The organism is Shewanella bicestrii (assembly GCF_002216875.1).
In the GTDB taxonomy this organism is placed as follows: Bacteria; Pseudomonadota; Gammaproteobacteria; order Enterobacterales; family Shewanellaceae; genus Shewanella; species Shewanella seohaensis.
In genome coordinates this window covers 3,073,927-3,099,721 of record NZ_CP022358.1, presented here as the reverse complement: position 1 = coordinate 3,099,721, position 25,795 = coordinate 3,073,927, and the positions used below count along the sequence as shown (strand labels likewise).

Here is a 25,795-nt window from a genome sequence, read left to right as displayed (position 1 = left end):
AGTCTTTTCCCGCTGCCAGTTAGGCTTGCAGCGGGAAAAAGAATTGTCCAGCCATTGCTGGGCGCGGAGCGATAAGCAAATCATTTAAGGTGTAAAAAGCGGATGTCTGGAAACAGTATTGGTCAAAATTTTGTGGTGACTACCTTTGGTGAAAGTCACGGTGTGGCGCTCGGTTGTATTATTGATGGTTGCCCACCAGGGCTCGAACTCACCGAAGCCGATATGCAGCATGATTTAGACCGCCGTCGTCCTGGCACATCCCGTTATACCACCGCGCGTCGTGAGCCTGATGAAGTACGGATCTTATCCGGTGTGTTTGAGGGCAAAACCACGGGCACCTCCATTGGGCTTTTGATCGAAAACACCGATCAGCGCAGCCAAGATTATTCCAATATCAAAGATTTATTCCGTCCAGGACATGCCGATTACACCTATCAGCAAAAGTATGGCCTGCGTGATTACCGTGGTGGCGGCCGTTCATCGGCACGCGAAACCGCTATGCGGGTTGCTGCAGGCGCTGTGGCGAAAAAGTATTTAAAGCAAGTGCATGGGATTAATATCCAAGGCTATATGTCGCAACTTGGACCGATTAGTGCCGAGACCCTCGATTTTAGTCAAATCGAGCAGAACGCCTTTTTCTTCCCCGATGCGACTAAGCTCGAGGCGCTGGATGAGTATATGCGCGAGCTGAAAAAATCCGGTGATTCCATTGGTGCAAAAATTTCGGTGGTGGCGACGGGCGTGCCTGTTGGATTGGGTGAGCCTGTGTTCGATAGGCTCGATGCCGACATCGCCCATGCCTTAATGGGCATAAACGCGGTAAAAGGCGTGGAAATTGGTGATGGTTTTGGGGTTGTGACGCAAAAGGGCTCAGAAGGGCGCGATTTAATGTCGCCGCAGGGTTTTGAATCTAATCATGCGGGCGGCATCCTCGGCGGCATCTCATCGGGTCAACCGATTATTGCTCATATCGCATTAAAACCAACCTCGAGTATCAGTGTGCCGGGTCAAAGCATGACGGCCCAAGGTGAAATGGCAGAAGTGGTGACTAAAGGTCGTCACGACCCCTGTGTCGGGATCCGCGCGGTACCGATCGCCGAAGCTATGCTGGCGATTGTGTTGATGGATCATCTGTTAAGACACAGAGCTCAAAATCAGGATGTTCGCAGTCATACACCGATTCTCGGCATGAGATAGGCGCGATGAATGAGACAGTCTGCATGGAATAAAGATGCATAGCGGCTGTGTAATAAATGGAATGCGTTAATGCCTACAATCTCTAGCACAAGCCAGCAGTTACGCTGGCTATGTGCCTGTTATTTTTTCTTCTTTTCAATTCTCGGCACTATGATCCCTTACCTTGGGGTCTTCTTCGAAAACCGGGGATTTAACCCTCAAGAAATCGGTTTTTTGCTCGCGATTTTAATGGCGACCCGTATCGTGGCTCCCAATGTGTGGGCGAAGGTGGCCGATCGCACAGGCATGCGCTCTGAATTGGTTAAGATGGGCGCGGGCGCGGCGATGCTGGCGTATTTAAGCTTTTTCTACCACGGTGGTTTTGTGTATATGGCGCTCAGCCTTGCGCTGTATACCTTCTTCTGGAACGCGATTTTGGCGCAGCTTGAGGTGATCACCCTCGAAACCTTAGGTGAAAATGCCAGCCGCTATGGACAAATCCGCAGCTTTGGCAGCATTGGCTATATCTGCTTAGTGGTCGGCGCCGGTTTTGCCATTGGTCAATGGGGCACCGAGGTGTTGCCCTATATTGGTTTAGTTTTGTTTACAGGGATGCTGGTGTGTGCCTTGCCATTGCCAGCCAATCGGGCTATGCGCCCACAAGGACAAGAGCGCCAGCCACTTAAATGGACTAAACCCATTCTGTGGTTCATGGTGTCGGCGATGTTATTACAGATGAGCGCAGGGCCTTTTTACGGTTTCTTTGTGCTCTATCTTAAGCAGGCGGGTTATACCGAAGCGGCCGCGGGGATTTTTGTCGCCCTCGGTGCAATGGCCGAAATCGTGATGTTTATGTTTGCGCCTCGCTTGCTTGGACGTTATGGCGTCAATACCTTGCTTGTCGTCAGTATTGCCATGACCGCCGTGCGCTGGTTGTTGGTCGCCTTTGGCGTAGAGAGCATGTTATTGCTGGGCTTAAGCCAAGTGCTGCATGCGTTCACCTTCGGCTTGACCCATGCGGCCTCGATTCAATTTGTGCATCGAAATTTTGATGCCAGTCATCGCAGCCAAGGGCAAGCCCTGTATGCCAGCTTAAGCTTTGGGGTTGGCGGCGCACTCGGCACTTGGATTTGCGGTTATATCTGGGGTGATGGTAGCGGCGCTGTATGGTCTTGGGTATTTGCGGCGGCCTGTGCCTTTGCGGCCATGTTAGCGGTATTTTTGATCCCTAAGGATAGGGCGCAAGCGGTTGCTGCATAAGTTTATATTGATTTTGAAAGTAACTCATTGTAAAAACTAGAATAATTAACAAGAGAGGTTAAGGTGAACCGGTTTCGTTTAGGCTTAGTCATCAATCCACTGGCGGGTTTAGGTGGCAGTGTGGGTCTTAAGGGCAGCGATGGCGTGGCAGAAGAAGCCCTTGCCTTAGGCGCCGAGCCCAAGGCGATAAAGCGTATGATGCAAGCCTTAGAAGTGATTGCCCCTTTTGCCAAAGATATCGAAATCATTACCGCCTCAGGTGTGATGGGGGAGGATGCCGCCAACGCCTTAGGTTTTAACACCCGTGTGGTGTATCAAACTCCGGATAAAACCCAAGCCGTCGACACGCAAGCCGTAGTGCGTACCTTGCTGAACGAACCGTTGGATTTATTACTGTTTGCGGGGGGCGATGGCACGGCGCGTGATGTGTATAGCGTGTTTGAACAAGCCGTTATCGACGATAAATTACCCGTGCTTGGTGTTCCTGCTGGAGTAAAAATCCATTCAGGTGTTTACGGCATCACGCCCCATGCTGCGGGTATGGTGGTCAAAATGTTGCTTGAGGGTGAGTTAGTCAGCCTGATGAGTGCCGATGTGATGGATATCGATGAAGTAGCTTTTCGCCAAGGCACGGTGCGCGCCAAACGCTTTGGTGAGCTATTAGTGCCCGCTGAACCCCGTTATGTACAAGCAGTAAAGATGGGCGGAAAAGAGGTCGATGAGCTCGTGCTTGCCGATATTGCCGCCGATGTTATCCAGCAAATGGAAGACGAGCTGTACATTATGGGCTCGGGCAGCACGGTCGCCTTTGTAATGGAAGAGCTTGGGCTCGATAACACCCTGTTGGGGGTTGATCTTATTCAAGATAAAGCCTTGGTGGCGAGTGATTTAACCGCCAAGCAGTTGCTCGACTTTACTCAAGATAAGCCGGCAAAACTGGTTATTACCTTGATTGGCGGGCAGGGGCATATTCTCGGTCGTGGCAACCAGCAGTTGTCGCCAGAGCTGATCCGCCGCCTCGGTAAGGACAATATTATTATCCTCGCCACAAAAACTAAGCTAAAAGCACTTGAAGGACGCCCCTTAATTGTGGATAGTGGCGACCCTCAATTAGATCGTGAGCTTTGTGGCTATTACAAAGTGACGACGGGTTACCATGATTATGTGATGTATCAGGTGGCCAACCCCGACTAATCAGATTTATTCTCCTCGGAGATTGCAAGCACCGAGGGGCCAGCGGCCATTTGGGCGAAATACGTTATTGGAGAGTTTGACCCGATGTTAGAGCAGTATGAAGAAGCACTAGAACAGTGGATTGAGTCTGTCGTAAGCCATGGTGATGACGACGCCTTATTTGCCTGCGGTTATCTGCAAGGCCATGTGGCGGTGGTGTTATCGCAACTCGAAGACGAAGGCGAGAGCACGTTAGAAGCCTTACTTGAAAAAATGACCGACTGTTTAGCACTGGCGCGCCAAGAATTAAATGATGCCGATTTTGCATTAGTGGAAGCGGCTTGGACACAATTACATGGCAAGATTGTTAGTCATTTAGCGGCCTAATTAATGAGTATATCCACGACGACTTCGGTTGATGCCATGGCTGAACCTGAGGGGCAGCAAGCGGTTTATATCGGTCTAGTCAATCCGAAAACTCCGACGAACGTAGGCGGCATTATGCGCGCTTCGGGTTGTTATGGTGTCGATGCCGTGTTCTACACCGGCAAACGCTATGAGTATGCCGCCCGTGGGCCGCAGCAATATAATGCCGATACGCAGAGCGCCGCCGAACGCATTCCGTTAACTGGGGTGGCCTCCTTACTCGATGCGCTCCCCTCTGACACTAAGCTGGTGTGCGTGGATTTAGTCCTAGGGGCGACACCCTTACCTGAGTTTGTGCATCCCGAGAAAGCCTTTTATGTGTTTGGCCCAGAGGATGGCACCATTGGCCAAGAGATTATCGATAGAGCCGATGCCGTGGTGTATGTGCCTACGGTCGGCTGTATGAATCTGGCGGCCTCGGTGAACGTACTGCTTTACGATAGATTGGCGAAAGCCCATCGCGAGCAGCTATCAGCTCAAACCGAGTTCGATGGCGATGCCTTGATCCGTCAAAGCCGCGACAACAATAATCGCACCAGAGTAAAAACCACTAAGCAGGGTTCTTCGCTCTAGGGTTAACGCTCAATGCTCAGTCGAAATACAAAAAAGGATTAAGCACTGATTAATCCTTTTTGTTTTGGGCTGCCAATCATTGGTGCGATTAGATGCAAGTCTGATTAGCATATCAATGATAAGCCTTTGTTTTAATTAACTAGTTTTCACTCAAGCCGCTCTTTGCTAAAGCGCTCTTTACTAAAGCGCTTTACCCTTTAGTAATTTGCGTAACCACATCCGATTGGGGTTGAGTTTATTTAAGGTGGGCCAATCCAGTGGCAGTGGCTCACCGGTTAATTGTGCCGCCAAACATTCGGCCGCTAAGGGGCCAGAGCTTAATCCCCGCGACCCTAAGCCACCCAGGATATATAGGCCATCGAGGATCGGAGCCGAGGTCGTTTGCCAATAATGCTTGCTTTGTTCGGCCTGCTGCTGATTGAGTTGATGCTGTTCATAGCGCGCCAATATTTCAGCCACATCGGGCGCACAGCCCATCATGGGGAAATGATCCCGCGTCACCATCCGCACGCCGACACGGGCGCTATTGCCGCTGATGTCGATATCGTCAACCCAGGCTTGGTTGGGGTAGCTTTCTTGCATTTTTCCGAGGTTTTCCCGTTGCTCCTGCGGGCAAAAATCGAAGTGCTCCGCCGCTTTGACATAACTGGCGCCGAGGCAATGCAAGCCTTGATGACTTGGCGTGAGGTAACCGTTCGCGCATAACACTGTCGCCAATTGGCTCAGCTTAAATTGGGCGGGGACGTGGCTCACTTGGCCGCGAAACGGACTTATCTGTAATCGCTCACTGGCCGAAAATTGGGTGAGCTGCGCGCCATTGGCGAGCACGAGTTGGCGGAATGGCCCAAAACGTTGGCCTTGTCGGTGGAGATACCAAGCCTTTGCATCACACTCGATTTCGATGATCTCGGTATTGAAATGGCACTGCACATTGGCAAGCTGCGAGGCCTTATCTACCGCGGCTTTGGCGTATTCAAATGGGCATACCCAGCCCCCGAGGGGATAAAAAAATCCAGCCTTATCAATCCCTATTTGAGCAATTTCGTTGGCTTCATTTGCATCAACAGCGTAGGCGATTTCCGCCGGCCAGTCCTGACTTTGGATAATTTTATCCAACCGTTGTTGGCTGCGCTCATCATGACCCGTTTGCAGTACCCCACAAAAGTCATGGGAAATCGCGGTAATATTCGGGGTGGCATCTGTCTCAATCATCGACGCATGGCTCAGCGCCTCAATACGGCGACGGCTGAACAAAAATGCCTGTTGGAAAAAACGACTCAGCTCATCATTTTCAGGCGTGAGCAGGGGGTAAATTGCCCCTTGGCGATTGCCGGATGCGCCTTGGCCTAACTCATTATCCTTACAAAACAATATGCTACTTTGGCCTCGTTCGGCGAGGGAGAGCATTAGGTTCGCTGATGCCAGTCCGCCACCGACGATGGCAACTGGATGATCTTTGGTGGCGAGCGCTGCAGGTTTTGGGGTAAATGCCTGAGCGGTATCGGCTTGCTGGCGCAGCAGTTTGCGCTCATGGAGCAAAATCTCATCGGTGATAATCTGGCTTGGCAGCGCATCACTTGCATCACTATTCAAGGCATCTTGGCTGACGTTAAGTGTGCTAAAGCCACTGCTTTGGGCAAACTGTTGCACGGTTTCAGCCAAATTGATCCCAATCAGCTGGGCATCATCGGTACTCAAACGGGCCATTTGCCAGACTTGCTTGCCATTTAAATGCGATGCCAAATGCGGTAAAACCAGCCATTGCCGAATGGGATGAGCAGCGCTGTGGGGCAAATTGGTGAGTGAGGTTTGCAGGTCGCCAAAATGCAAATCGACCGTGATACGGCCGTCATCAAAGATTAATCTCTGGCACCCTATAATGCGCGCAGGTTTTGCCTTAAGTAAGGCATTGGCAATCGGTAGTAAATGAGGCGTTGAAATTAAGCTTTGCGATTGATCCCAAAGTAATTTAAGTTCGTAATCGTTAATGGGATTGGGCTCAAACACTTTGACTAACAGCCGTGTGTTGCTTTGAGTCTGCGTTTGCCAGTGTTGTAGTAGAGAGAGCAGCTCGAGTCCATCGCCCAATCCCCATTGCCCCATGACGTACAGTCCCTGACCGAGTTGAACTGATGGCGTCGTTAAGCGAGAGAGTCGAAGGCGAGTTAAATTGTCCAGAGACTGTGCAGCAGTCAACGCGCATGGGGGATAAAGGTTGATCAATTGCGGGTAATCACGCTTAAATTGGCAAGATTTTTGGGGCTTAGCAGTCAAAGAAATATACTCTCAGTCTCATATTGGGCATTATTTTACCCGCCTTTATGGAAAGCTGACCACTTAATTGAAGCAAAACAGATACTATTGGCTCAGCAAAAAGTAGGTACTGACATGTACACAATGGATAGCAATAAAATGAAAAGAGTCGTGATCACCGGAATGGGTGTTGTTTCAAGTATCGGTAATAACAAGCAAGAAGTGACTGAGTCACTTAAAGCGGGCCGTAGTGGTATTACACATTCCGCTCAGTTTGAAGAAATGCAACTACGCAGTCATGTATGGGGCAATATCAAATTAGATCCTTCTGAGCTGATTGACCGTAAAGCGCTGCGTTTTATGGGCGATGCTGCGGCATATGCTTACATTGCAATGCAAGAAGCCATTAAGGATGCTCAGTTAACTGAAGAGCAGTATTCAAATCCTCGTGTAGGTTTGATTGTGGGCACAGGCGGCGCTTCGTCTTCTAACCAAGTTCAAGCTGCGGATATTCTGCGCGAAAAAGGCGTAAAACGCGTGGGTCCTTATATCGTGCCACGCATTATGTCGAGCACGGCCAGCGCGTGTTTGGCAACCCCCTTCAAAATCAAAGGCATGAACTACTCAATCAGTTCTGCCTGTGCGACCAGTGCTCACTGTATCGGTCACGCCGTTGAACTTATCCAAATGGGTAAGCAAGATATGGTGTTTGCGGGCGGTTCGGAAGAAGTGGATTGGACCCTGACTATGGGCTTCGATGCGATGGGCGCACTGTCGACTAAATACAACGAGACTCCAGAAAAAGCCTCTCGTACCTATGATGCGGACCGTGATGGTTTCGTGATCTCTGGTGGCGGCGGTATCTTAATCGTTGAAGAGTTAGAGCACGCTCTGGCTCGTGGCGCGAAGATTTACGCGGAAGTAATTGGTTATGGCGCATCATCAGACGGTTACGACATGGTTGCTCCGTCTGGTGAAGGTGCGGTGCGTTGTATGCAAATGGCTCTGGCCGATGTGGACACGCCAATCGATTACATCAACACCCACGGTACTTCTACCCCAGTCGGTGACGTACGTGAGTTAGAAGCTTTGCGTGAAGTCTTTAAAGACAAGTGCCCACCAGTTGCATCGACTAAGTCTATGACTGGCCATGCCTTAGGCGCGGCGGGTGTACACGAAGCCATCTACAGCTTGATCATGATGGAAAACAGCTTTATTGCTCCTAGCATCAACATCGATAACTTAGATGAAGCCGCGAAAGACATGCCAATCGTGCGTGAATACCGCGATGCAGAGCTAAACACTGTGATGAGCAACAGCTTTGGTTTTGGTGGCACTAACGCAACATTAGTGATGCGTAAATATAAGTAAGCCATTATTTTCGTTAAAAAAGGAAGCTTAGGCTTCCTTTTTTATTGGTTGGAATTCAGAAATACCAATCACATTAAATATCTAATTCAGTTCAGAGCCTCTCCGGCATCTCAATCCAAGGCGAATTGATGCAGAAATGGTTATTCCCTTTTAAGTCAATGTAACGAAGGAATGGGATGCCTGTGTGGCTCCCGAAGGGCGGGTTTCAACGCGCTTTATACTGCGTTTAAGGCTTTCGACAGAGCACCACTATGCCTTCAAGCCTTCGCCTTGTCTAAAGCGTGTTGAACTCCCGCTGAATGAACAGATATTTAATACGATTGGTATAATGCGACTCAGGGATTGGGTTTATGATCAGAGTCTTGCTAGAATCCTTGGCTACTCACTCTCTAGCCCATTTTTATCAGAAAGGTCCCCATGAAGATTGTTGTCGATGAAAATATGCCCTATGTCGAACCCTTATTTGGGGCGTTAGGCGAGATAATCCCAGTCAATGGCCGCACGCTAACGCCTGAGCAGGTGCAAGATGCCGATGTGCTACTGGTGCGTTCGGTCACTCGAGTCAATGCTGCATTGTTAGATGCCAATCCAAAACTGAAGTTTGTCGGCAGCGCCACCATAGGGACGGACCATGTGGATCTGGCTTATCTTGCTGGGCGTGGTATTCCCTTTTCGAATGCGCCCGGCTGTAATGCGACCGCAGTCGGAGAGTTTGCCTTTATTGCGATGTTGGAACTGGCGGCGCGGTTTAACTCGCCGCTCAAGGGCAAAGTCGTGGGGATTGTCGGCGCGGGCAATACTGGTAGCGCGACGGCCAAATGCCTCGAAGCCTACGGCATTAAGGTATTACTCAATGACCCCATCAAAGCGACCGAGGGCGATCCCCGTCATTTTGTGAGCCTTGAGACTCTATTACTTGAAGCGGATATCATCAGTCTACATGTGCCCATCACTCGCACTGGCGAGCATAAGACGCTGCATTTATTCGATGAAGCGCGCCTGATGAGTCTTAAACCCAATACCTGGCTGGTGAACTGCTGCCGTGGTGACGTGATTGATAATCAAGCCTTAATTAAGATTAAGCAGCAAAGGGATGATCTTAAATTGGTGCTCGATGTATGGGAAGGGGAGCCGCATCCCATGCCGGAGCTGGTGCCTTTTGCTGAGTTTGCGACTCCGCACATCGCCGGTTACAGCTTAGAAGGTAAGGCCCGTGGCACTTTTATGCTGTACCAAAAGTTGTGTGAGTTGTTAGCCATTCCGGCCACGAAGCGCTTATCCGAGCTCTTGCCACCATTTCATTTTAAGGCGGTCGAGCTCGAACAAATTCCCGATGAAAAAGCCTTATTACAGCTCGCAAGATTCGTCTACGACCTGCGTGATGACGATGCCGTATTCCGAAATGGCTTTGCAAGGTCGAATGGCTTCGACACTATGAGAAAAAATCACAAACATAGACGCGAATTTAGTGCATTGGCGCTGGCTTATCACGGCCAATCTGAGGTAGATTGGTTGTCCAATTTAGGTTTTTCAGGAGTCGGTCGGTAATTATGTCGCAGGAATTTAATGTTGTCGTTTTAGGTGCATCGGGCGCAGTGGGTCAAACTATGATTGAGATCCTCGAAGAGCGTAACTTCCCGGTTGCGAACTTATATCCTTTAGCCAGTAGCCGTAGCGCCGGTGAAACGGTCAGCTTCCATGGCAAACAAGTTACCATTTTGGACGTCGAAACCTTCGATTGGAGTCAAGCACAGTTAGGCTTCTTCTCTGCCGGTGGCGATGTCTCGGCCAAGTGGGCGCCTATCGCCGCTGAAGCGGGTTGTGTGGTGATCGATAACACCTCTCACTTCCGCTACGACATTGATATTCCATTGGTTGTGCCTGAGGTTAACCCCCATGCGATTGCCGATTTCCGCAACCGTAACATCATTGCTAACCCGAACTGCTCGACCATCCAAATGCTGGTGGCACTAAAACCGATTTACGACACTTACGGTATCAGCCGTATTAACGTCGCGACCTATCAGTCAGTCTCTGGTACAGGTAAAAAGGCGATTGAAGAGCTGGCAAAACAATGCACTAAGTTGCTGCAAGGTCTGCCTGCTGATGCTGAAGTTTATCCAAAGCAAATCGCGTTTAACGTATTGCCGCAAATCGATAAATTTATGGATAACGGCTACACCAAAGAAGAAATGAAAATGGTCTGGGAAACCCAGAAGATTTTTGGTGATGACGAAATCCTCGTCAACGCAACGGCCGTGCGTGTGCCAGTCTTCTATGGTCACTCAGAAGCCGTACATATCGAGACGCGTCAAGTCGCCGATGCAGAAGATATTAAAGCTTTACTGCGCGATGCCGAAGGAGTGGTATTGTTCGAATCCGATGACGAATATCCAACGGCTGTAACCCATGCAGCGGGTACCGATCCGGTTTATGTGGGTCGTGTGCGTAAGGATATTTCCCATTCTCACGGTATCAACCTTTGGGTGGTGTCGGACAATATTCGTAAAGGCGCAGCCTTAAACAGTGTGCAAATTGCCGAGATTTTAGTGAGAGATTATTACTAACTCTTAAGTGGCGATTGATGCCCAGTGAAAAAGCCTGCTGCCAGCAGGCTTTTTTTGTTTTACAATTGTGAACAGTAGCAGGGCTGGGATTTCTAGTTTATAGTAATCTCAATAAATACAATTGCCTAAAGCCTGTTATCAGCGAGATAACTTAAATAGCGCTTCAAAGGGAAGGATTGATGAAATTTCGCACTTCGTATCTTGTGGGCCTAATGGCCACCGTTTTAGCTGTTTCTTCCACGACCTCTTTTATTGATCCTGCGATAGCTGCTGATACTCCCAAAATAAAACCTTTAAAAATCATGGGGCCAGACGGACAGATCCGTCAGGTCAATCATCAATATGGACCAACGACCTCTAAGGACACTTTTTGGAGCATTGCGCAAAAAGTCCGTCCCGATGCCAGTGTCAGCGTTTATCAGGTGATGGCCGCAGTATTTGATGCTAACCCCCATGCGTTTAACTCCGACAGTTATAACAGCCTCGAACGTGGCATGATTTTGCTGATCCCTTCGAAAGAAGTGATGCTCGCCATCCCCAATAGTCTGGCCATTGCCCGCGCCGAGCGCAGCGACAAGCAGGCTCGTTCTGGTGTTAAAGCCACGCCTAAGGCAGAAACCAAACCTGCGACTAAGCCCGCTGCACCGACTCAGACAGTTGCACAGCCTAAACCTAAGGTGGAGACGCCACCTAAGGCCGAGGTGAAGCCCGAAGCGGCGAAAGTGACCAATACCGAAGTGGCTGCTACGCCAACCGCGCCTAAGATGGTGAGTTCGGATGTCAATGCACGCCTCGAAGCGGCGGAGAGCAAGAATTTATCCCTGACCGATGAGTTAGCCAGAGCGCAAGATCAACTCGCGGTGAGGAATACCGATGTTGAGACACTCAAAGCTAAGGTTGAAGAATTAAATCAACAGATTGCGGTATTAGAAGAAACCCTACAGGCCAGTAAGAAGCAAAACCTTGCACTTAAAGCCGAGGTTGAGGCTGCACAAACGCCAGAGACCGCGACGACAGACGAGCCTGCCATGCCCGCAGAGCCCGATGATCTGTGGCGTAACCTGATGAGTAATCCGCTGCTCCTCGTTGCGGCGGCGGTGATCCCCGCATTATTGCTACTGGTGCTCGTTTTCTGGCTATTACGCCGTAAACGCAATAAAGAGCGCCGCGAGCTAGAAGCGCAGCAGACGGCGATGATGGCCGCGGGTGCGGCTGGCGTGGCGAGTGCGTCTGTGCTGGCGATGGATGATGACGATCTCAGCGACATGGCGGTGCATCTAGATACTGACCATGCTGATTCGATCGACAGCTTACTCGATGTTGGCAGTGTTGACCTGCAGCCCGAGCAGGAAATGACCGATAGCCATGAACAAATGGACATGGCATCAGAAATGTTTATTGACCCAGGTGTCAGCACTGAGCCTGAACCTCAATTTGAAGAGGATGAAGGCCAGTCTCTGGACGATCTCTGGGCAGAGGCCATGGGTGACCAAGAGGAAGCCGAAGCCTTTGCCGAAGAAAAAGCCGCATCTGGCAATATTATTGAGGAAGAAGACCTCGATGCATTGCTGGCCGGATTAGGCTCTGATGAAGAAGAGACCCCGCAGGAGGCTCAAGCTACAGCTGAAGGGCTTGACGAACTCGACGAATTAGCCGGTTTCGATTTACCTGCTGAAACTGCGCCAGATCCAGAGGATGAAGATTTAGCCGCCGCGATTGCCGCCGAGCTAGATTCTGGGCTAGGCGCTGACTTAGCCACAGAGCTGGACACTGAGCTTGAAAACGACGCAGTGCCAGCCGACGACGATATCGATGCGTTACTCGCAGGCTTTAACCAGCCAGAGGCTAACAAACCTGTCGAAGCGGCGGATGAGGATCTCGATGCCTTATTGACCGATTATGACAAGGCGCCAGCTGAAACGGCTGATGATCTCGGTGATGAAATCGCCGCCGAATTGGACGATGACTTAGCCGAGTTGGGCGTCGCGCAAACCGATGATATTGATGCTTTACTGGCAGATTTTGATAAACCCGCCGCGCCCGAACCCGATTTAAGCGATGAAATTGCCGCCGAGCTTGATGCCGACTTAACTGACATTGGCGTAAGCGAATCCGACGATATCGATGCGCTACTCGCGGGCCTAGATGCTCCAGCGCAGCCCGATCCTGAAGTCGCAGCGGCCATTGCCGCCGAGTTGGATGATGAACTCGCTCCAAACTTACCAACGAGCGATGAAGATCTCGACCAGTTATTGGCAGGCTTTAACACGCAAGAAGCGCTCGTCGAAGAGGCTGTTATCGACGAAACGGCTCAAGTTGAAGCCACCCTTGAGCGCGATGAAATCGCCGCCGAACTCGAAGCCGCATTACCTGAAAACTTGTCAACGGCAGAGGACGACCTCGATTCACTCTTAGCCGAGTTCGATGTGCCTGAACAAGCCGAGGCGGATGCCGACGACTTTAACTTCGACTTAGAAACCACCCATGTCGAGCCAGAAGAAAAAGACGAGGAAGAAGATTTACTCAAGGGCATTGGTGCCGCCCATGCCATTGATGGCACGGACGATACCTTCGAACTGAGTGAAGAGATTGCTGAAGGCAGTACGGATAACAGTGCCGATGACGATGCCGCAGAGCCTAAGTTTACGGGTTTTGATGAAGATAGTGACGATATAGCACCTGTTCTTGGTGCTGCTGTTGCCGCATCTGCCGTGGCGGCCGCCGCGAGTGCGAAGGAAAAAGAGTCATCTTTCTTCAATGACTTAAAGGCCAACAAGACTAAAGATCCCCATGTTCTCGATTGGGATACCGAACTGAATTTTGCGCCTACGCCTGAAGCGAAAACGCCGGTCAAACCTGACACCGATTTGCCTTTAGATCCGGTAGCAGTGCAGGGCACGTCGCGTAAACCGCTAGAGTTTGCGCCAGATAATCAGCCAGAGGTTGATGCCAAAAATACAGCTTCGAGCACTGAGTTTAATCTCGACGATGAGCTGGATTTAGGCCACGAGTTCGATTTAAAAGACGATACAGATGATGTCGATTTAAGCGATGACAGCGTACTTGCCGCCTTTAGCACCAATACCGAGCTCGAAGAGGAAGAGATATTAACCCCTGAGGACAGCTTTGCCCTCGATGATGAGCATACGCTCACCGTAGATGAGGCTCTAGCGGCGCTCGATGCGCAGGAATCTCGCAAGTCGAAGAAGTTTGTTCCAGAGCATGATTTAACTAACTTCCAAAATGAGCATGGCTATATCGATATCGAAAAACTGCTTAACGATGCCGAGCAGGACAACACAGAGACAGATCTCTATCCCGAAATGGATGTGGAGATGAGCGATGTGGGCGCCCTGATTGGCGATGCCGCTATGATCGACGTGGACGATGAGGAAAACTCAGTCAATGCCAAGCTCGATTTAGCCCGTGCCTATATCGAAATCGATGATAGCGACAGTGCCAAAGCATTGCTGCGGGAAGTCCAAATCGACGGTAACGAGCGTCAGCAAGAAGAAGCCGCTCGTTTACTTAAAGAGATGGGCTAATCCTTAAGGGGCTTGATTTCACACTAACGGCGCGCAGAGCGCCGTTTTTTTTGTGGACTGCTGTGATAAAATGCGCCGCTAAATTAACTGTGAGGATGTGTGGATGCGGATTGCATTAGGTATTGAATATGACGGCAGTGGTTATTTCGGTTGGCAACGTCAGGCCGAAGTCGATTCAGTACAAGGGCAATTAGAACAAGCCTTATCTAAGGTGGCCAACGAACCCATCAGCTTGTTCTGTGCGGGACGAACTGATGCCGGCGTTCATGCAACGGGGCAGGTGGTGCATTTCGAGACAAATGCCATACGTAACGAAGGCGCGTGGACCTTAGGGGTGAATGCCAATTTGCCCGACAATATCGCCGTTCGTTGGGCAAAAGAGGTGGATGACAGTTTCCATGCCCGCTTTTCAGCCACGGCCAGACGTTATCGCTATGTGATTTACAATCATAATTTTCGCCCCGGGATCCTGCGTCACGGCGTGAGCCATTACCACGGTGATATCGACGCCGATAAAATGCATGTTGCGGCACAGGCGCTGCTCGGTGAACAAGACTTTACCAGTTTTCGCGCGATTCAATGCCAATCGAAAACCCCATTTCGCAATGTGCACAGCGTTAAAGTGACCCGTCAGGGCATGTATGTGATTGTCGATATTTCTGCCAACGCCTTCTTGCACCATATGGTGCGAAACATTGTCGGCTCCCTGCTGGAAATTGGCCTAGGCAACCAACCATTGACTTGGATGGCGGATTTGCTGGCGCTTAAAGATCGCAATCAAGCGGCGGCCACCGCCAAACCCAATGGGCTCTATTTAGTCGATGTGACATATCCCGAGCAGTATCAACTGCCTAAGTTGGCTTTAGGGCCATTGTTTATGCTGGATTAATCGCCGCTTTGCCGATGTAAGTGAAGCGCGTATCGAAGGAAGGAAAGAACAGATGACCACAGCCCCGACTGAACAGACAGCCTTAACTGTGCCGAGTGCGAATGCACCATTGGCACAATGGCTTGATTATTTATTATCGATTCACCCAACCGAAATCGATATGGGATTAACGAGGGTGTCAAAGGTTGCCGCGCGCCTGCATTTATTGGATCTCGGCCCCAGTAAAGTGGTCACAGTAGGGGGCACCAATGGCAAAGGCACCACCTGCGCCATGCTCGAAAACATCCTGCGTTTATCAGGGCTGACGGTGGGAGTTTACAGCTCGCCCCATATGCTCAAATATAATGAAAGGGTGCGCATTAACGGTCAAGATGCCAGTGATGAAGCCTTTGTGGCGGCCTTTGAACAGATTGAGGCTGCGCGCGGTGAGATTTCGCTGACTTTCTTCGAATATGCCACCTTGGCTGGCTTGATCCTGTTTAAAGCGGCCAAGTTGGATGTGGTGATCTTAGAAGTCGGTCTTGGCGGCCGTTTGGATGCCACCAATATGATTGATGCCGATATCAGCGTGGTGACGTCCGTCGATTTAGACCACGAGGCGTATTTGGGCAATACCCGCGAGCTGGTCGGCCGTGAAAAGGCTGGCATTTTTCGCCAAGGTCGCCCCGCGATTGTTGGTGAGCCGAACTTACCCCATACGGTCAATGATGTCGCCCAAGATGTTGGTGCCAAGCTCTATCGTGTGGGCGAGGAGTTTAGTTACCAGCAAGATGGCCAGACGTGGGATTACCAAGGCCAAGTATTGACCCTTAAGCAGCTGAGTTTGCCGACACTGCCATTACCGAACGCTGCGACTGTGATTGCGATTGTTGAACATGGCTGGCCGAATATTGCCGCCGATATCATTGCCAAAGGCATCAGCAGCGCGCGCTTAACTGGGCGTTTAGAGCAAGTTAACGAACAGCCGCTGATTTTACTCGATGTGGCGCACAATCCCCATGCGGCGCGCTTTTTAGTCAAGCAGCTCTCGCCAATGGTGACGGGGAAGCGAGTGTTTGCCCTGTGTGGCATGCTAAAGGATAAGGACATTGCAGGCGTATTGCCTGTGGTTTCGCCCTTAATCGATACTTGGTACTTAGTGAGTTTACAGGGTGAGCGCGGCGCGAATGCAAGCCTGCTGCGCCAAACCTTAGCACAAGACACTAAGGCCCATGAGTTTGACGATATCGCCGCGGCATGGACGGCATTAAAAGCGCAAATTCAGCCCGATGATGTGGTAATTGTGTTTGGCTCCTTTTACACTGTGGCAGGTTTTAAGTCTCTCTTTAAGCAGGATAACCGTTTTGTCTAGCCAGTTTCATAATCGATTAGTCGGCACTGTGGTGCTGGTCGCCCTCGGAGTGATTTTTCTGCCGGATATTTTAGATGGCAAGAAGGACCGCCAAGAGGAACAATTTGCCGAAATTCCCCTGCGTCCTGCCGCGATAGCGCAGCAAAACGCCGATGATATGTTTGAGGTGTTGTCCACTCAGGATGTGGATGGCGAAGGTGCCTTACCCGAAGAGGCCTCGCCGAATGATGAGGCGGCGTTAGCGCAGGCGGTCAATGCTGACGACGTCAAAGACACGCCTGCGGCAAAAGTCGAGCCTAAAGCGGAAGCTGTGAAGGAGCAAGCCAAACCACAGACGGCAAAAGCAGAAACCAAACCTGAAGTGAAAGAGCCGGTGAAAACCGAGACCGCTAAGGCCGAGCCGAAGAAAGAGACGCCAAAGCCAGCTCCAACTAAAACTGAGACCAAAAAGCCTGAAACCAAGCCAACCGTGGTGGCGAAAGCGGACAAACCTAAAGTCGAAACCGCGAAAACAGAATCTGCAAAACCTGCCAAAGACGATGGCATTAAAGTGGTGAGCCGCGATTCATTAAAACCTGGACTTACCCTGCAACTAGGCGCATTTAGCAATGCCGCCAACGTAAAAGCGCTGGTGGCGCAGTTACGTAAAAGTGGTTACAAGGCGTACACAATTCCAGACACGCCTAAGGATGGCGTATTGACGAAAGTGTTTGTGGGGCCGGATGTTTCCGAAGCTAAGCTCAAGAAAATGCAGGAAGAAATTGAAAGTCTAACCCGTTTGAAAGGCCGAATTGTGCCTTTTAATCCCTTGGAATCTTAATGCTATTCAGCAGGGGCTGAAATAATTTATTTACCTCGCTAGGGGTGAGAATCGTTTCAGTCTCTGGTAGAATCGCGCCGTCTTAAAGCCTATGCTGGAAAGCCATCTCAATGGTTTGGATTGATTACGCTATCATCTTCGTTATCGGGTTATCGACTCTTATCAGTCTGATCCGCGGATTTGCCAAAGAAGCCATGTCGTTAGTGGTATGGTTCGCGGCTTTCTTTGTTGCCAGCCAATTTTACCAAGACCTCGCCGTTTATCTCACGCAAATGAACGATGAGGTGCTACGCAATGGGGTCTCCATTGCTATTCTTTTTATCACCACCTTAATACTCGGCGCCCTCATCAATTACATCATTGGGCAATTAGTGGTTAAAACCGGATTATCAGGCACTGACAGACTCTTAGGTCTGTGTTTCGGTGCCATTAGGGGCGCTCTGATCGTCAGCGCGCTGCTGTTTTTTATGGATGCTTTTACAGGCTCACCCAACACCCAATGGTGGAAGGACTCTGTACTAGTGCCCGAATTTGGCGTTGTGATCCAATGGTTCTTTCACTATTTGGAAAACACCTCCAGCTTTGTACCCAAACTATAAAAAAGACAATAAATTTATCCTAAGTGATGGAGGATAAGTAAGGTTGAGCCCGACCCCTAAGGTTCGGACTCAACACTGAGATGAAGCACTTAAGCCTTATGGCTGGAGATTTACTTCGTCTTTTACTTATATTTCAACATGAAAGGGCATAGAACATCTTACAATGAGGAAGCTTACCCATGTGTGGTATCGTCGGAATAGTTGGCCAATCATCGGTTAATCAGACCATTTATGACGCACTGACCGTGCTTCAGCACAGAGGTCAGGATGCGGCAGGTATTGTGACCGTTGATCGTGGTGCTTTCAGACTACGTAAAGCCAATGGTCTGGTCAAAGATGTATTTGAAGTCAAACACATGCAGCGCCTACAGGGCAATGCAGGTATTGGCCACGTACGTTATCCTACTGCAGGCAGTTCCAGCGCGTCAGAAGCGCAGCCTTTCTATGTTAACTCGCCATTTGGGATTTCATTAGCCCATAACGGTAACTTAACCAACACGGTTGAATTAGCTGAAGGCCTGATCAAAAAGCGTCGCCATGTGAACACCACATCCGACTCCGAAGTATTATTAAACCTGCTGGCTGATGAACTGCAAAAAACCACGAGCTTAATGCTGACGCCTGACGAAGTGTTCGACACTATCGCTAAAGTGCACGAGCAAGCCCGTGGCGCCTATGCGGTAGTGGCCATGATTATCGGCCAAGGTCTGGTGGCCTTCCGCGATCCTTTCGGTATTCGTCCACTGGTATTAGGTAAGCACGAAACTCCAACCGGTACTGAGTACATGGTGGCCTCTGAGAGCGTGGCGCTTGATGCTGTGGGTTTTGAAGTGATGCGCGATGTGGCGCCAGGCGAAGCGATTTATATCTCTCTCGATGGTCAGCTTTACACTCGCCAATGCGCCAAAGAGCCAAGTTACTCACCTTGTATCTTCGAATTCGTGTATTTTGCGCGTCCTGATTCGACTATCGACAACGTCTCTGTTTATGCCAGCCGCGTGAATATGGGTGCCAAGCTCGGTGAAAAGATCAAAAAAGAATGGTATGACCATGATATCGACGTGGTGATCCCGATTCCTGAAACTTCATGTGATATCGCATTAGAAATCGCCCGCTGCATGGACTTACCTTACCGCCAAGGTTTTGTGAAGAACCGTTATATCGGCCGTACCTTTATTATGCCTGGTCAACAGGAGCGTAAAAAATCGGTACGCCGTAAACTCAATGCCATCAACACTGAGTTTAAAGGTAAGAATGTTCTGTTAGTGGATGACTCTATCGTGCGTGGTACCACCTCAGAGCAAATCATTGAGATGGCGCGTGAAGCAGGTGCGAAGAAAGTGTACTTTGCCTCTGCGGCACCGGAAATCCGTTTCCCGAACGTTTATGGTATCGATATGCCAACCTCGAATGAGCTGATTGCCCACGGTCGTGATGCCGATGAAATTGCTAAGCTGATTGGCGCCGATGGCATTATCTTCCAAAATCTGCCGGATCTGGTTGAAGCGGTGAGAATGGAAAACCCAGAGATCAAACGTTTCGAAACCTCAGTGTTCGACGGTCACTACATCACTAACGATGTTGACCAATCTTACCTCGACCACTTAACTCAGTTACGTAACGACGATGCCAAAGCCGACCGTAATAAAGATATCGGCACTAACTTAGAGTTACACAACGTTTGCCATCCATAAGACGAAATTCTTAAGATAAAAGAGTGTGCTTTGCGGTAAGCGGGCACATCTTAAAAAGCACAACAAAAAAGCCAGTGATTAATCACTGGCTTTTTTATTAGGAGTGTCCCGTCCTGAAATACGTTGACATAAAGAGGATTTCTTTATGACAACATTAATTAACTCAAGCCGTAAGCGCACACAACGAGATTACACCTTAGCCTTTAAATTAGGCGTTGTAGAGCGTGTTGAAAAAGGCGAAATGACGTACAAACAAGCCCAAGCCCATTTTGGTATTCAAGGCCGTTCAACGGTACTCGTCTGGCTTAGAAAACATGGTAGACTTGATTGGTCGAAACCTTTTCAGCATCCCCTTATGACTAAGTCAAAAGAAACACCTGCCGAAACGATCAAGCGCCTTGAACGTGAGTTAGCAGAAGAGAAACTGCGTAACCAAATCCTCAATGGCATGGTTGATATCATGGACAATGAATATGGAGCAGGCCTCAGAAAAAAGTACTTATCCGGTACGTCTGGCAAGCAAAAGGCAACGGAGAAATAAACCTCGCTGCCGCATGTCGTGCTGCGGGTATGTCGAGGCAAGGTATTTATCAGGCAGTTGCTCGAATGGAAAGTCGTAGAGCTGAGCTATCGGTTATCAAAGACTGGGTCCAGTACTGGCGTAAATATATGCCAAGGTTAGGGGCCCGTAAGCTCTACACGTTGATAAAATCCAAGCTGGTTGAGCACGATATTAAACTCGGGCGAGATGGGTTCTTTACCTATTTGAGAAGTGAAGGTTTACTGGTTAAACCGAAGAAAAGCTACACAAAAACCACGTTCAGCAAACACTGGATGAAGAAGCATCCTAATCTGCTGAAAGAGGAGGGACTGCACGATGCAGGGCATGTACTGGTCAGCGATATCACCTATCTTGAGTCAGACCAAGGTGTGCACTACCTGTCACTGATCACCGATGCCAGTTCTCGTAAAATAGTCGGTCATCACGTGAGTAAAGACATGAAAGCCGAGAGTGTGGTGAAAGCGTTAAAAATGGCCATCAAAGATAAGCGCTATATCGGCAACGCGGTGCATCACTCAGACAGAGGCTTACAGTACTGCTCAGCCGTTTATCAGAATGCGCTTCAGGCGAGCCAAATCCAGCCGTCAATGACGGATGGTTATGATTGCTACCAAAATGCATTAGCAGAAAGAGTAAATGGCATACTGAAGCAGGAGTTTTTACTGCACCGATGTAGGACATTTGCGGAGCTGAAGATACTTGTTAGAGAATCGATAGCAATATACAACAATATGAGACCGCATCTGAGTTTGAATATGGACTCCCCTAATCAGGTGCACAATAGAAAAGACCAGCTACTGGAGCTGGCCTAAAAACTGTCAACCTATCTTAGGACGAGACAGAGTTTCAATCCTTAAGATATTTTAGGAGTCTCATTGGATTGACTCTGCGCTAGCTCATCCTGCGCATTTTTGCGCTCAACCCAATAGTCTGCATGGGGAATACCGAGCTTTTCAGGATCGAATAACGGCTCAACCCCTTGTTTTTGTTGCGACTCATAATCCTTAAGGCAAGTAAAGGCGATACGTTGCAGCAGAATAATGGCGATAATGTTTAGCCACGCCATTAGGCCCACACCAATGTCACCCATGCCCCAGGCTAAATCGGCGGTTTTCACTGTGCCATAGACAGTTGACGCCATCAGCACCACTTTTAGCACCACTGTGAGCCAAGGACGATTCGCCTTGCGATTGATATAGGCGATGTTGGTTTCGGCAATATAGTAGTAGGCCACAATGGTGGTGAAGGCGAAGAAGAACAGCGCGACGGCAACGAACATATTACCAAAGCCTGGCATCATGCTTTCCATTGCGGTTTGCACATAACCTGGGCCTGCTGCGACGCCCGCAATCCCAGTATAAAGCGCGGCACCATCTGGGCCTTGCACATTATATAGGCCTGTGATCAGCAACATAAAACCGGTGGCTGAACAGACGAACAGGGTATCGACATATACTGAGAAGGCTTGCACTAAACCTTGTTTGGCTGGATGACTTACGGCTGCGGCAGAAGAGGCGTGCGGCCCAGTACCTTGGCCTGCTTCGTTTGAGTAAATACCACGTTTTACCCCCCACATAATCGCAAGACCGAGAATCGCACCAAAGCCCGCATCGAGTCCGAAGGCGCTTTTTAGGATCAACATAATAATATCGGGCAGCTGACCAATGTTAAGGGCAATAATCACGCAGGCGACGATGATGTAACCCAGTGCCATAAAGGGCACTACGGTACTGGCGAAGTGGGCAATACGTTTCACGCCACCAAAGATAATGAAACCTAACAGCATAGCGAGGATAGCGGCGGTGACGTTAGGGTCGATATCGAAGGCGGTTTTTAGGCTCGAACCTATCGAGTTAGCTTGCACGCCTGGCAGTAAAATCCCGCAGGCAAAAATGGTCGCAATGGCAAATGTCCAAGCGTACCACTTCATGCCTAAGCCTTTTTCAATGTAAAAGGCGGGGCCGCCGCGGTACTCACCGTTGATTTTTTCTTTGTAGACTTGGCCTAAGGTGGATTCGACGAATGCGGAGCTGGCGCCAAGAAACGCCACCATCCACATCCAAAACAATGCACCCGGGCCGCCGAAAGTAATCGCAGTAGCGACACCGGCAATGTTACCGGTTCCGACACGACCCGCTAAGGTCATGGCTAAGGCTTGGAAGGAAGACACACCGGCATCAGTGCTCTTACCATCAAACATTAAACGGATCATTTCGGGTAAATGGCGTAACTGTAAGAAACGTGAGCGCAGGGAGAAAAAGAGTCCTACACCGAGGCAAAGATAAACGAGCGCGGGGCTCCAAACGATATTGTTGACCGCATTAACAATCTCATTCATATAATTCAACTCCAATATTCTGTTGTTTTTGCAGAGTTTTTAAGATATTTGCTTGTAAGTTTGGGTACTAAACGGCCAATTTGGCCTAAGGTTAAGACGTGTGTGCACGCCCAAGAGCTTCAACATAACGGCTTTTTAAGCCGCTTCATAGCTAAAGTTGTTAAATAATTGATAATTTAACGTTCTTTATTTGGTGGCATTACTGATAGGGGATTTAGCGGTGCGTTAATTCGTTAGGTTTCGAGCTGCGTTTGACTGTAGGGATGTAGGAGAAAGGTGAGGCAAAGTGTCTGGCTTGACACTCTTTGTTTTTGATTAAGCAGATATTAGTGTGAGTATCGATACAAGGCTTAAAAACCGAGGCTTACATCACCAGCCATAGCAGCATCCATAGTCCGAATAGCCATGCCAGACTGCGGCGGCTAACACTATGTTTTAATAGCAAAGACAGGCTCACGGCCACGGGCAAATACAGAATAACTCCCCAAGAAAGGAGAGGCGTCTCAAGCCCAAGCCTTTTTAGCCCCATTTCACAAAGCAGACTTAACGCCAATAATAACAGGCTGTGGAAGATCACCAATTGATTGAATCTTAAGGCGAGTGCTGGCTTAAAGGCTGGGATTGAAGGGCCTAGCAAGGTCAGTATATTCATTTGTTTTCTCGATTCCTCTTAACGTATACAAGGGATTTTAGGTTTAGATGAGAACTATTCTCAATTAAATTTACACAGCTTTAGTGTTTCGTTACCGCAGAGCGAGTTAAATCGGCCCTCGAGGTAAAACGGCGGTTTGCACTCTTGTCCGCTTTGGGCTAAATTACACTGTAATTATATCCAGTGTTTAATGTAGATATGATCCTCTATATTGCTGAAAAACCAAGCCTTGGGCGTGCAATCGCCGATGTGCTGCCTAAACCCCACAAAAAAGGTGACGGGTTTATCGAAGACGCAAATGGTAACTGTGTGTCTTGGTGTGTGGGGCACTTGCTCGAACAGGCCGAGCCCGATGCCTATAATCCCGAGTTTAAATCGTGGAAGTTTGAGCATTTACCCATAGTGCCAGAGAAGTGGCAGCTTAAACCTAAGGCCGCGACCCGCAGCCAACTCACAGTACTTAAAAAGCTGGTGAAGCAGGCCGATAGGCTAGTGAATGCGGGCGATCCCGACAGAGAAGGGCAGTTATTGGTTGATGAAGTGATCGCCTATTTGGGCGTGACGGGCGATAAATTACAGCAAACGCAGCGACTCCTTATTAGCGACTTAAACCCGCAGGCTGTGAAGCGTGCCTTGTCGCAACTTCGCAGTAATCGTGAGTTTATTCCTTTGTCGACCTCGGCGCTTGCCCGAAGCCGCGCCGATTGGCTCTATGGCATGAATATGACACGGGCTTACACTATTCAAGGGAAAAAGGTCGGCTATCAGGGCGTACTATCGGTCGGTCGAGTACAGACCCCGCTGCTTGGGCTTATCGTGCGCCGCGATGAGGAAATCGCAAATTTTCAATCTAAGCCATTTTATGAGGTTCTGGCTCACTTAGTGACCGACAAAGAGCAGGCTTTCACGGCTAAGTGGCAACCCAGTGAAGCCTGCTTGCCCTATATGGATGAGGAAGGGCGCGTGCTTGCTAAGGGCTTAGCGCAAAATGTGGTGCGGCGGATCACCGATAAACCCGCCAAAGTGACCCAGTTAAGCACTAAGGATAAGCAGCAGAATCCGCCTTTACCCTATAGTTTATCGGCGCTGCAAATCGATGCTGCCAAGCGCTTCGGTATGAGCGCGAAGGACGTGCTCGATACCTGCCAGAGCTTATACGAGCGCCATAAACTAATCACTTATCCACGCTCAGACAGTCGTTATTTGCCCACCGAGCAGCATGGGCTTGCAAGTGGGGTATTAGCGGCCATTACGGGCGGTGCGCCCGAGTTAGTCGCACACGCTGAGGCGCCCAATCCTCGGCTTAAATCTAAGGCGTGGGATGATAAAAAAGTCGATGCTCACCACGCCATTATTCCAACGGAAAAACAGCCCAATCTAGCTGGTTTAAGCCAGCGGGAAAGGCAGCTTTATCTGCATATTGCTCGCCAGTATCTGGCGCAGTTTTACTCCGCCTATTGCTACAGTGAAACCGCGGTCGAGGTGACGATCGAAGGTGGCCTTTTTAAAACCAAGGCAAAACAGGATAAGTCTCTCGGTTGGAAACAACTGTTTGCCAGAGAAGAGAGCGAACGAAAGGATGCATCATCCGCAGCGAGTTTTGCGCAAGGCGACAAGGACGCAGAGGAAGGGGAATATCTTGGTCAGTTACCGCCTCTTACCTTAGGGCAAGTTCTTCATTGTCGCCAAGGTGAATTGGTCGAGAAGCAAACTCAACCTCCCAAAGCCTTTACCGATGCGACCTTGCTGAGTGCGATGACGGGGATTAACCGTTATGTGACTGACCCAGAGATCCGCAAAATTTTAAAGGAAACCGATGGCTTAGGCACAGAAGCGACTCGTGCAGGCATTATTGAACTGCTGTTTAAACGGGGCTTTATTCAGCGTCAGGGCAAGTCGATTGTGGCCACTGAGGTGGGCAAGGGCTTAATTAATAGCTTACCCCTTAGCGCCACGACACCCGATATGACGGCGCTGTGGGAGGCAAGTCTAAACGGCATCTGTCATAAAGAAATGTCTTATCAAGGCTTTATGCAGCCTCTGCTGGGGACGCTAACTAACTTAATCGAAAATGCAGGCGCTCAATTACCGTCAGCCCTCAATGGCTTAAAAGGGCAGGGCTTTAAGCGTGCAGCAACTAAAAAGTCCGGCTATCGAAAAGCTGGAGGTAAAGGCGCTGGATGGAAAAAATCCGGCACTAAAAACGCGGCAGTGGGAAGTTCTGCCGCTAAAACTACCGCGGCTAAATCGACGGCCTCGACATCAGGTAGGCCCACTACGCCTAGACGTCGAGCGAGTAAAGTACCCGCCCAAGCTTGATGACACAAATGTAATCAAACTGTCGCTAATGCTCGCGATCTAGTAACGATATTTAATATATTCCGCGATATTTAATTGCCGCCAATCACGATATTTCGTGATTGGCGGATCTACTTCTAAAAAACACCCTGAAATTCAGATTTTCTGCGCCGTGGCATGCAAACTGCTGTGTGTTGGCTGGAGAATATAATAAGCCAATTAAATCATATGATTATATATGGTTTAGC

The 25,795-nt window shown here is 49.5% G+C and carries 20 protein-coding genes; 17 read left to right on the top strand and 3 right to left on the bottom strand.

The features are described from left to right. The first annotated feature begins 102 nt into the window (after window positions 1-102). The 5 genes from aroC (at window position 103) to CF168_RS13400 (ending at window position 4,608) form a co-directional block, all read left to right on the top strand. Window positions 103-1,197 (top strand): chorismate synthase, encoded by a 1,095-nt coding sequence (gene aroC, locus CF168_RS13420; protein WP_037431452.1) that lies wholly within the window; start codon window positions 103-105, stop codon window positions 1,195-1,197. 69 nt (window positions 1,198-1,266) lie between these two features. Beyond that, window positions 1,267-2,436, top strand: coding sequence for an MFS transporter (locus CF168_RS13415; protein WP_037431454.1), 1,170 nt, complete (start codon window positions 1,267-1,269; stop codon window positions 2,434-2,436). 63 nt (window positions 2,437-2,499) lie between these two features. Then, window positions 2,500-3,630 (top strand): ATP-NAD kinase family protein, encoded by a 1,131-nt coding sequence (locus tag CF168_RS13410; protein WP_089068127.1) that lies wholly within the window; start codon window positions 2,500-2,502, stop codon window positions 3,628-3,630. Window positions 3,631-3,714: 84 nt separating this feature from the next. After that, window positions 3,715-3,996 carry a YfcL family protein gene (locus CF168_RS13405; RefSeq protein WP_011622202.1) on the top strand — a complete coding sequence of 94 codons (282 nt, stop codon included), beginning with the start codon at window positions 3,715-3,717 and terminating at the stop codon, window positions 3,994-3,996. Window positions 3,997-3,999: 3 nt separating this feature from the next. After that, complete coding sequence (locus CF168_RS13400; RefSeq protein WP_089068126.1) at window positions 4,000-4,608, top strand: RNA methyltransferase; 609 nt, start codon at window positions 4,000-4,002, stop codon at window positions 4,606-4,608. Window positions 4,609-4,788: 180 nt separating this feature from the next. Here the strand turns inward: CF168_RS13400 and mnmC are convergent, their stop codons facing one another. After that, the gene (gene mnmC, locus CF168_RS13395; RefSeq protein ID WP_089068125.1) at window positions 4,789-6,882 is read right to left on the bottom strand and encodes an FAD-dependent 5-carboxymethylaminomethyl-2-thiouridine(34) oxidoreductase MnmC; all 2,094 of its coding nucleotides are present in this window, start codon (window positions 6,880-6,882) and stop codon (window positions 4,789-4,791) included. A gap of 138 nt (window positions 6,883-7,020) precedes the next feature. Here mnmC and fabB point away from each other — a divergent pair, with 138 nt between their 5' ends. The 11 genes from fabB (at window position 7,021) to CF168_RS13340 (ending at window position 21,071) form a co-directional block, all read left to right on the top strand. Next, window positions 7,021-8,232 carry a beta-ketoacyl-ACP synthase I gene (gene fabB, locus CF168_RS13390; protein ID WP_167373641.1) on the top strand — a complete coding sequence of 404 codons (1,212 nt, stop codon included), beginning with the start codon at window positions 7,021-7,023 and terminating at the stop codon, window positions 8,230-8,232. Window positions 8,233-8,416: 184 nt separating this feature from the next. Continuing rightward, complete coding sequence (locus tag CF168_RS22550) at window positions 8,417-8,653, top strand: hypothetical protein (protein WP_089068123.1); 237 nt, start codon at window positions 8,417-8,419, stop codon at window positions 8,651-8,653. After that, the gene (locus tag CF168_RS13380) at window positions 8,650-9,780 is read left to right on the top strand and encodes a 4-phosphoerythronate dehydrogenase (RefSeq protein ID WP_089068122.1); all 1,131 of its coding nucleotides are present in this window, start codon (window positions 8,650-8,652) and stop codon (window positions 9,778-9,780) included. Before CF168_RS22550 ends, CF168_RS13380 begins: the two co-directional genes overlap by 4 nt. A gap of 2 nt (window positions 9,781-9,782) precedes the next feature. Next, window positions 9,783-10,799, top strand: coding sequence for an aspartate-semialdehyde dehydrogenase (locus CF168_RS13375; RefSeq protein ID WP_023267706.1), 1,017 nt, complete (start codon window positions 9,783-9,785; stop codon window positions 10,797-10,799). 179 nt (window positions 10,800-10,978) lie between these two features. Then, on the top strand, window positions 10,979-14,344 hold the full coding sequence (locus CF168_RS13370) for a FimV/HubP family polar landmark protein (protein ID WP_089068121.1): 3,366 nt from the start codon (window positions 10,979-10,981) through the stop codon (window positions 14,342-14,344). Between the two features lie 103 nt (window positions 14,345-14,447). Next, window positions 14,448-15,233, top strand: a complete 786-nt coding sequence (truA, locus tag CF168_RS13365; protein WP_011625793.1) for a tRNA pseudouridine(38-40) synthase TruA — start codon at window positions 14,448-14,450, stop codon at window positions 15,231-15,233. Between the two features lie 52 nt (window positions 15,234-15,285). After that, on the top strand, window positions 15,286-16,584 hold the full coding sequence (folC, locus tag CF168_RS13360; protein WP_089068120.1) for a bifunctional tetrahydrofolate synthase/dihydrofolate synthase: 1,299 nt from the start codon (window positions 15,286-15,288) through the stop codon (window positions 16,582-16,584). Next, the gene (gene dedD / locus CF168_RS13355) at window positions 16,577-17,404 is read left to right on the top strand and encodes a cell division protein DedD (RefSeq protein WP_089068119.1); all 828 of its coding nucleotides are present in this window, start codon (window positions 16,577-16,579) and stop codon (window positions 17,402-17,404) included. The genes folC and dedD overlap by 8 nt, the downstream gene beginning before the upstream one ends. A gap of 110 nt (window positions 17,405-17,514) precedes the next feature. Next, the gene (locus CF168_RS13350; protein WP_011716539.1) at window positions 17,515-18,003 is read left to right on the top strand and encodes a CvpA family protein; all 489 of its coding nucleotides are present in this window, start codon (window positions 17,515-17,517) and stop codon (window positions 18,001-18,003) included. A 179-nt stretch (window positions 18,004-18,182) separates the two neighbouring features. Then, window positions 18,183-19,697 carry an amidophosphoribosyltransferase gene (gene purF, locus CF168_RS13345; protein ID WP_011716540.1) on the top strand — a complete coding sequence of 505 codons (1,515 nt, stop codon included), beginning with the start codon at window positions 18,183-18,185 and terminating at the stop codon, window positions 19,695-19,697. Between the two features lie 145 nt (window positions 19,698-19,842). Beyond that, window positions 19,843-21,071 (top strand): IS3 family transposase gene (locus tag CF168_RS13340; RefSeq protein ID WP_089067141.1). Its coding sequence is split into 2 segments (ribosomal slippage): window positions 19,843-20,194 and window positions 20,194-21,071, totalling 1,230 coding nucleotides; the frame shifts between segments, so codons are not numbered across the junction. Window positions 21,072-21,112: 41 nt separating this feature from the next. Here the strand turns inward: CF168_RS13340 and CF168_RS13335 are convergent. Both CF168_RS13335 and CF168_RS13330 read right to left on the bottom strand, forming a co-directional pair. Beyond that, window positions 21,113-22,597, bottom strand: coding sequence for an alanine/glycine:cation symporter family protein (locus tag CF168_RS13335; protein WP_089068118.1), 1,485 nt, complete (start codon window positions 22,595-22,597; stop codon window positions 21,113-21,115). 364 nt (window positions 22,598-22,961) lie between these two features. Then, window positions 22,962-23,249, bottom strand: coding sequence for a hypothetical protein (locus tag CF168_RS13330; RefSeq protein ID WP_089068117.1), 288 nt, complete (start codon window positions 23,247-23,249; stop codon window positions 22,962-22,964). 198 nt (window positions 23,250-23,447) lie between these two features. Here CF168_RS13330 and CF168_RS13325 point away from each other — a divergent pair, with 198 nt between their 5' ends. Then, window positions 23,448-25,568, top strand: a complete 2,121-nt coding sequence (locus CF168_RS13325) for a DNA topoisomerase III (RefSeq protein ID WP_089068116.1) — start codon at window positions 23,448-23,450, stop codon at window positions 25,566-25,568. Window positions 25,569-25,795: the final 227 nt, after the last annotated feature.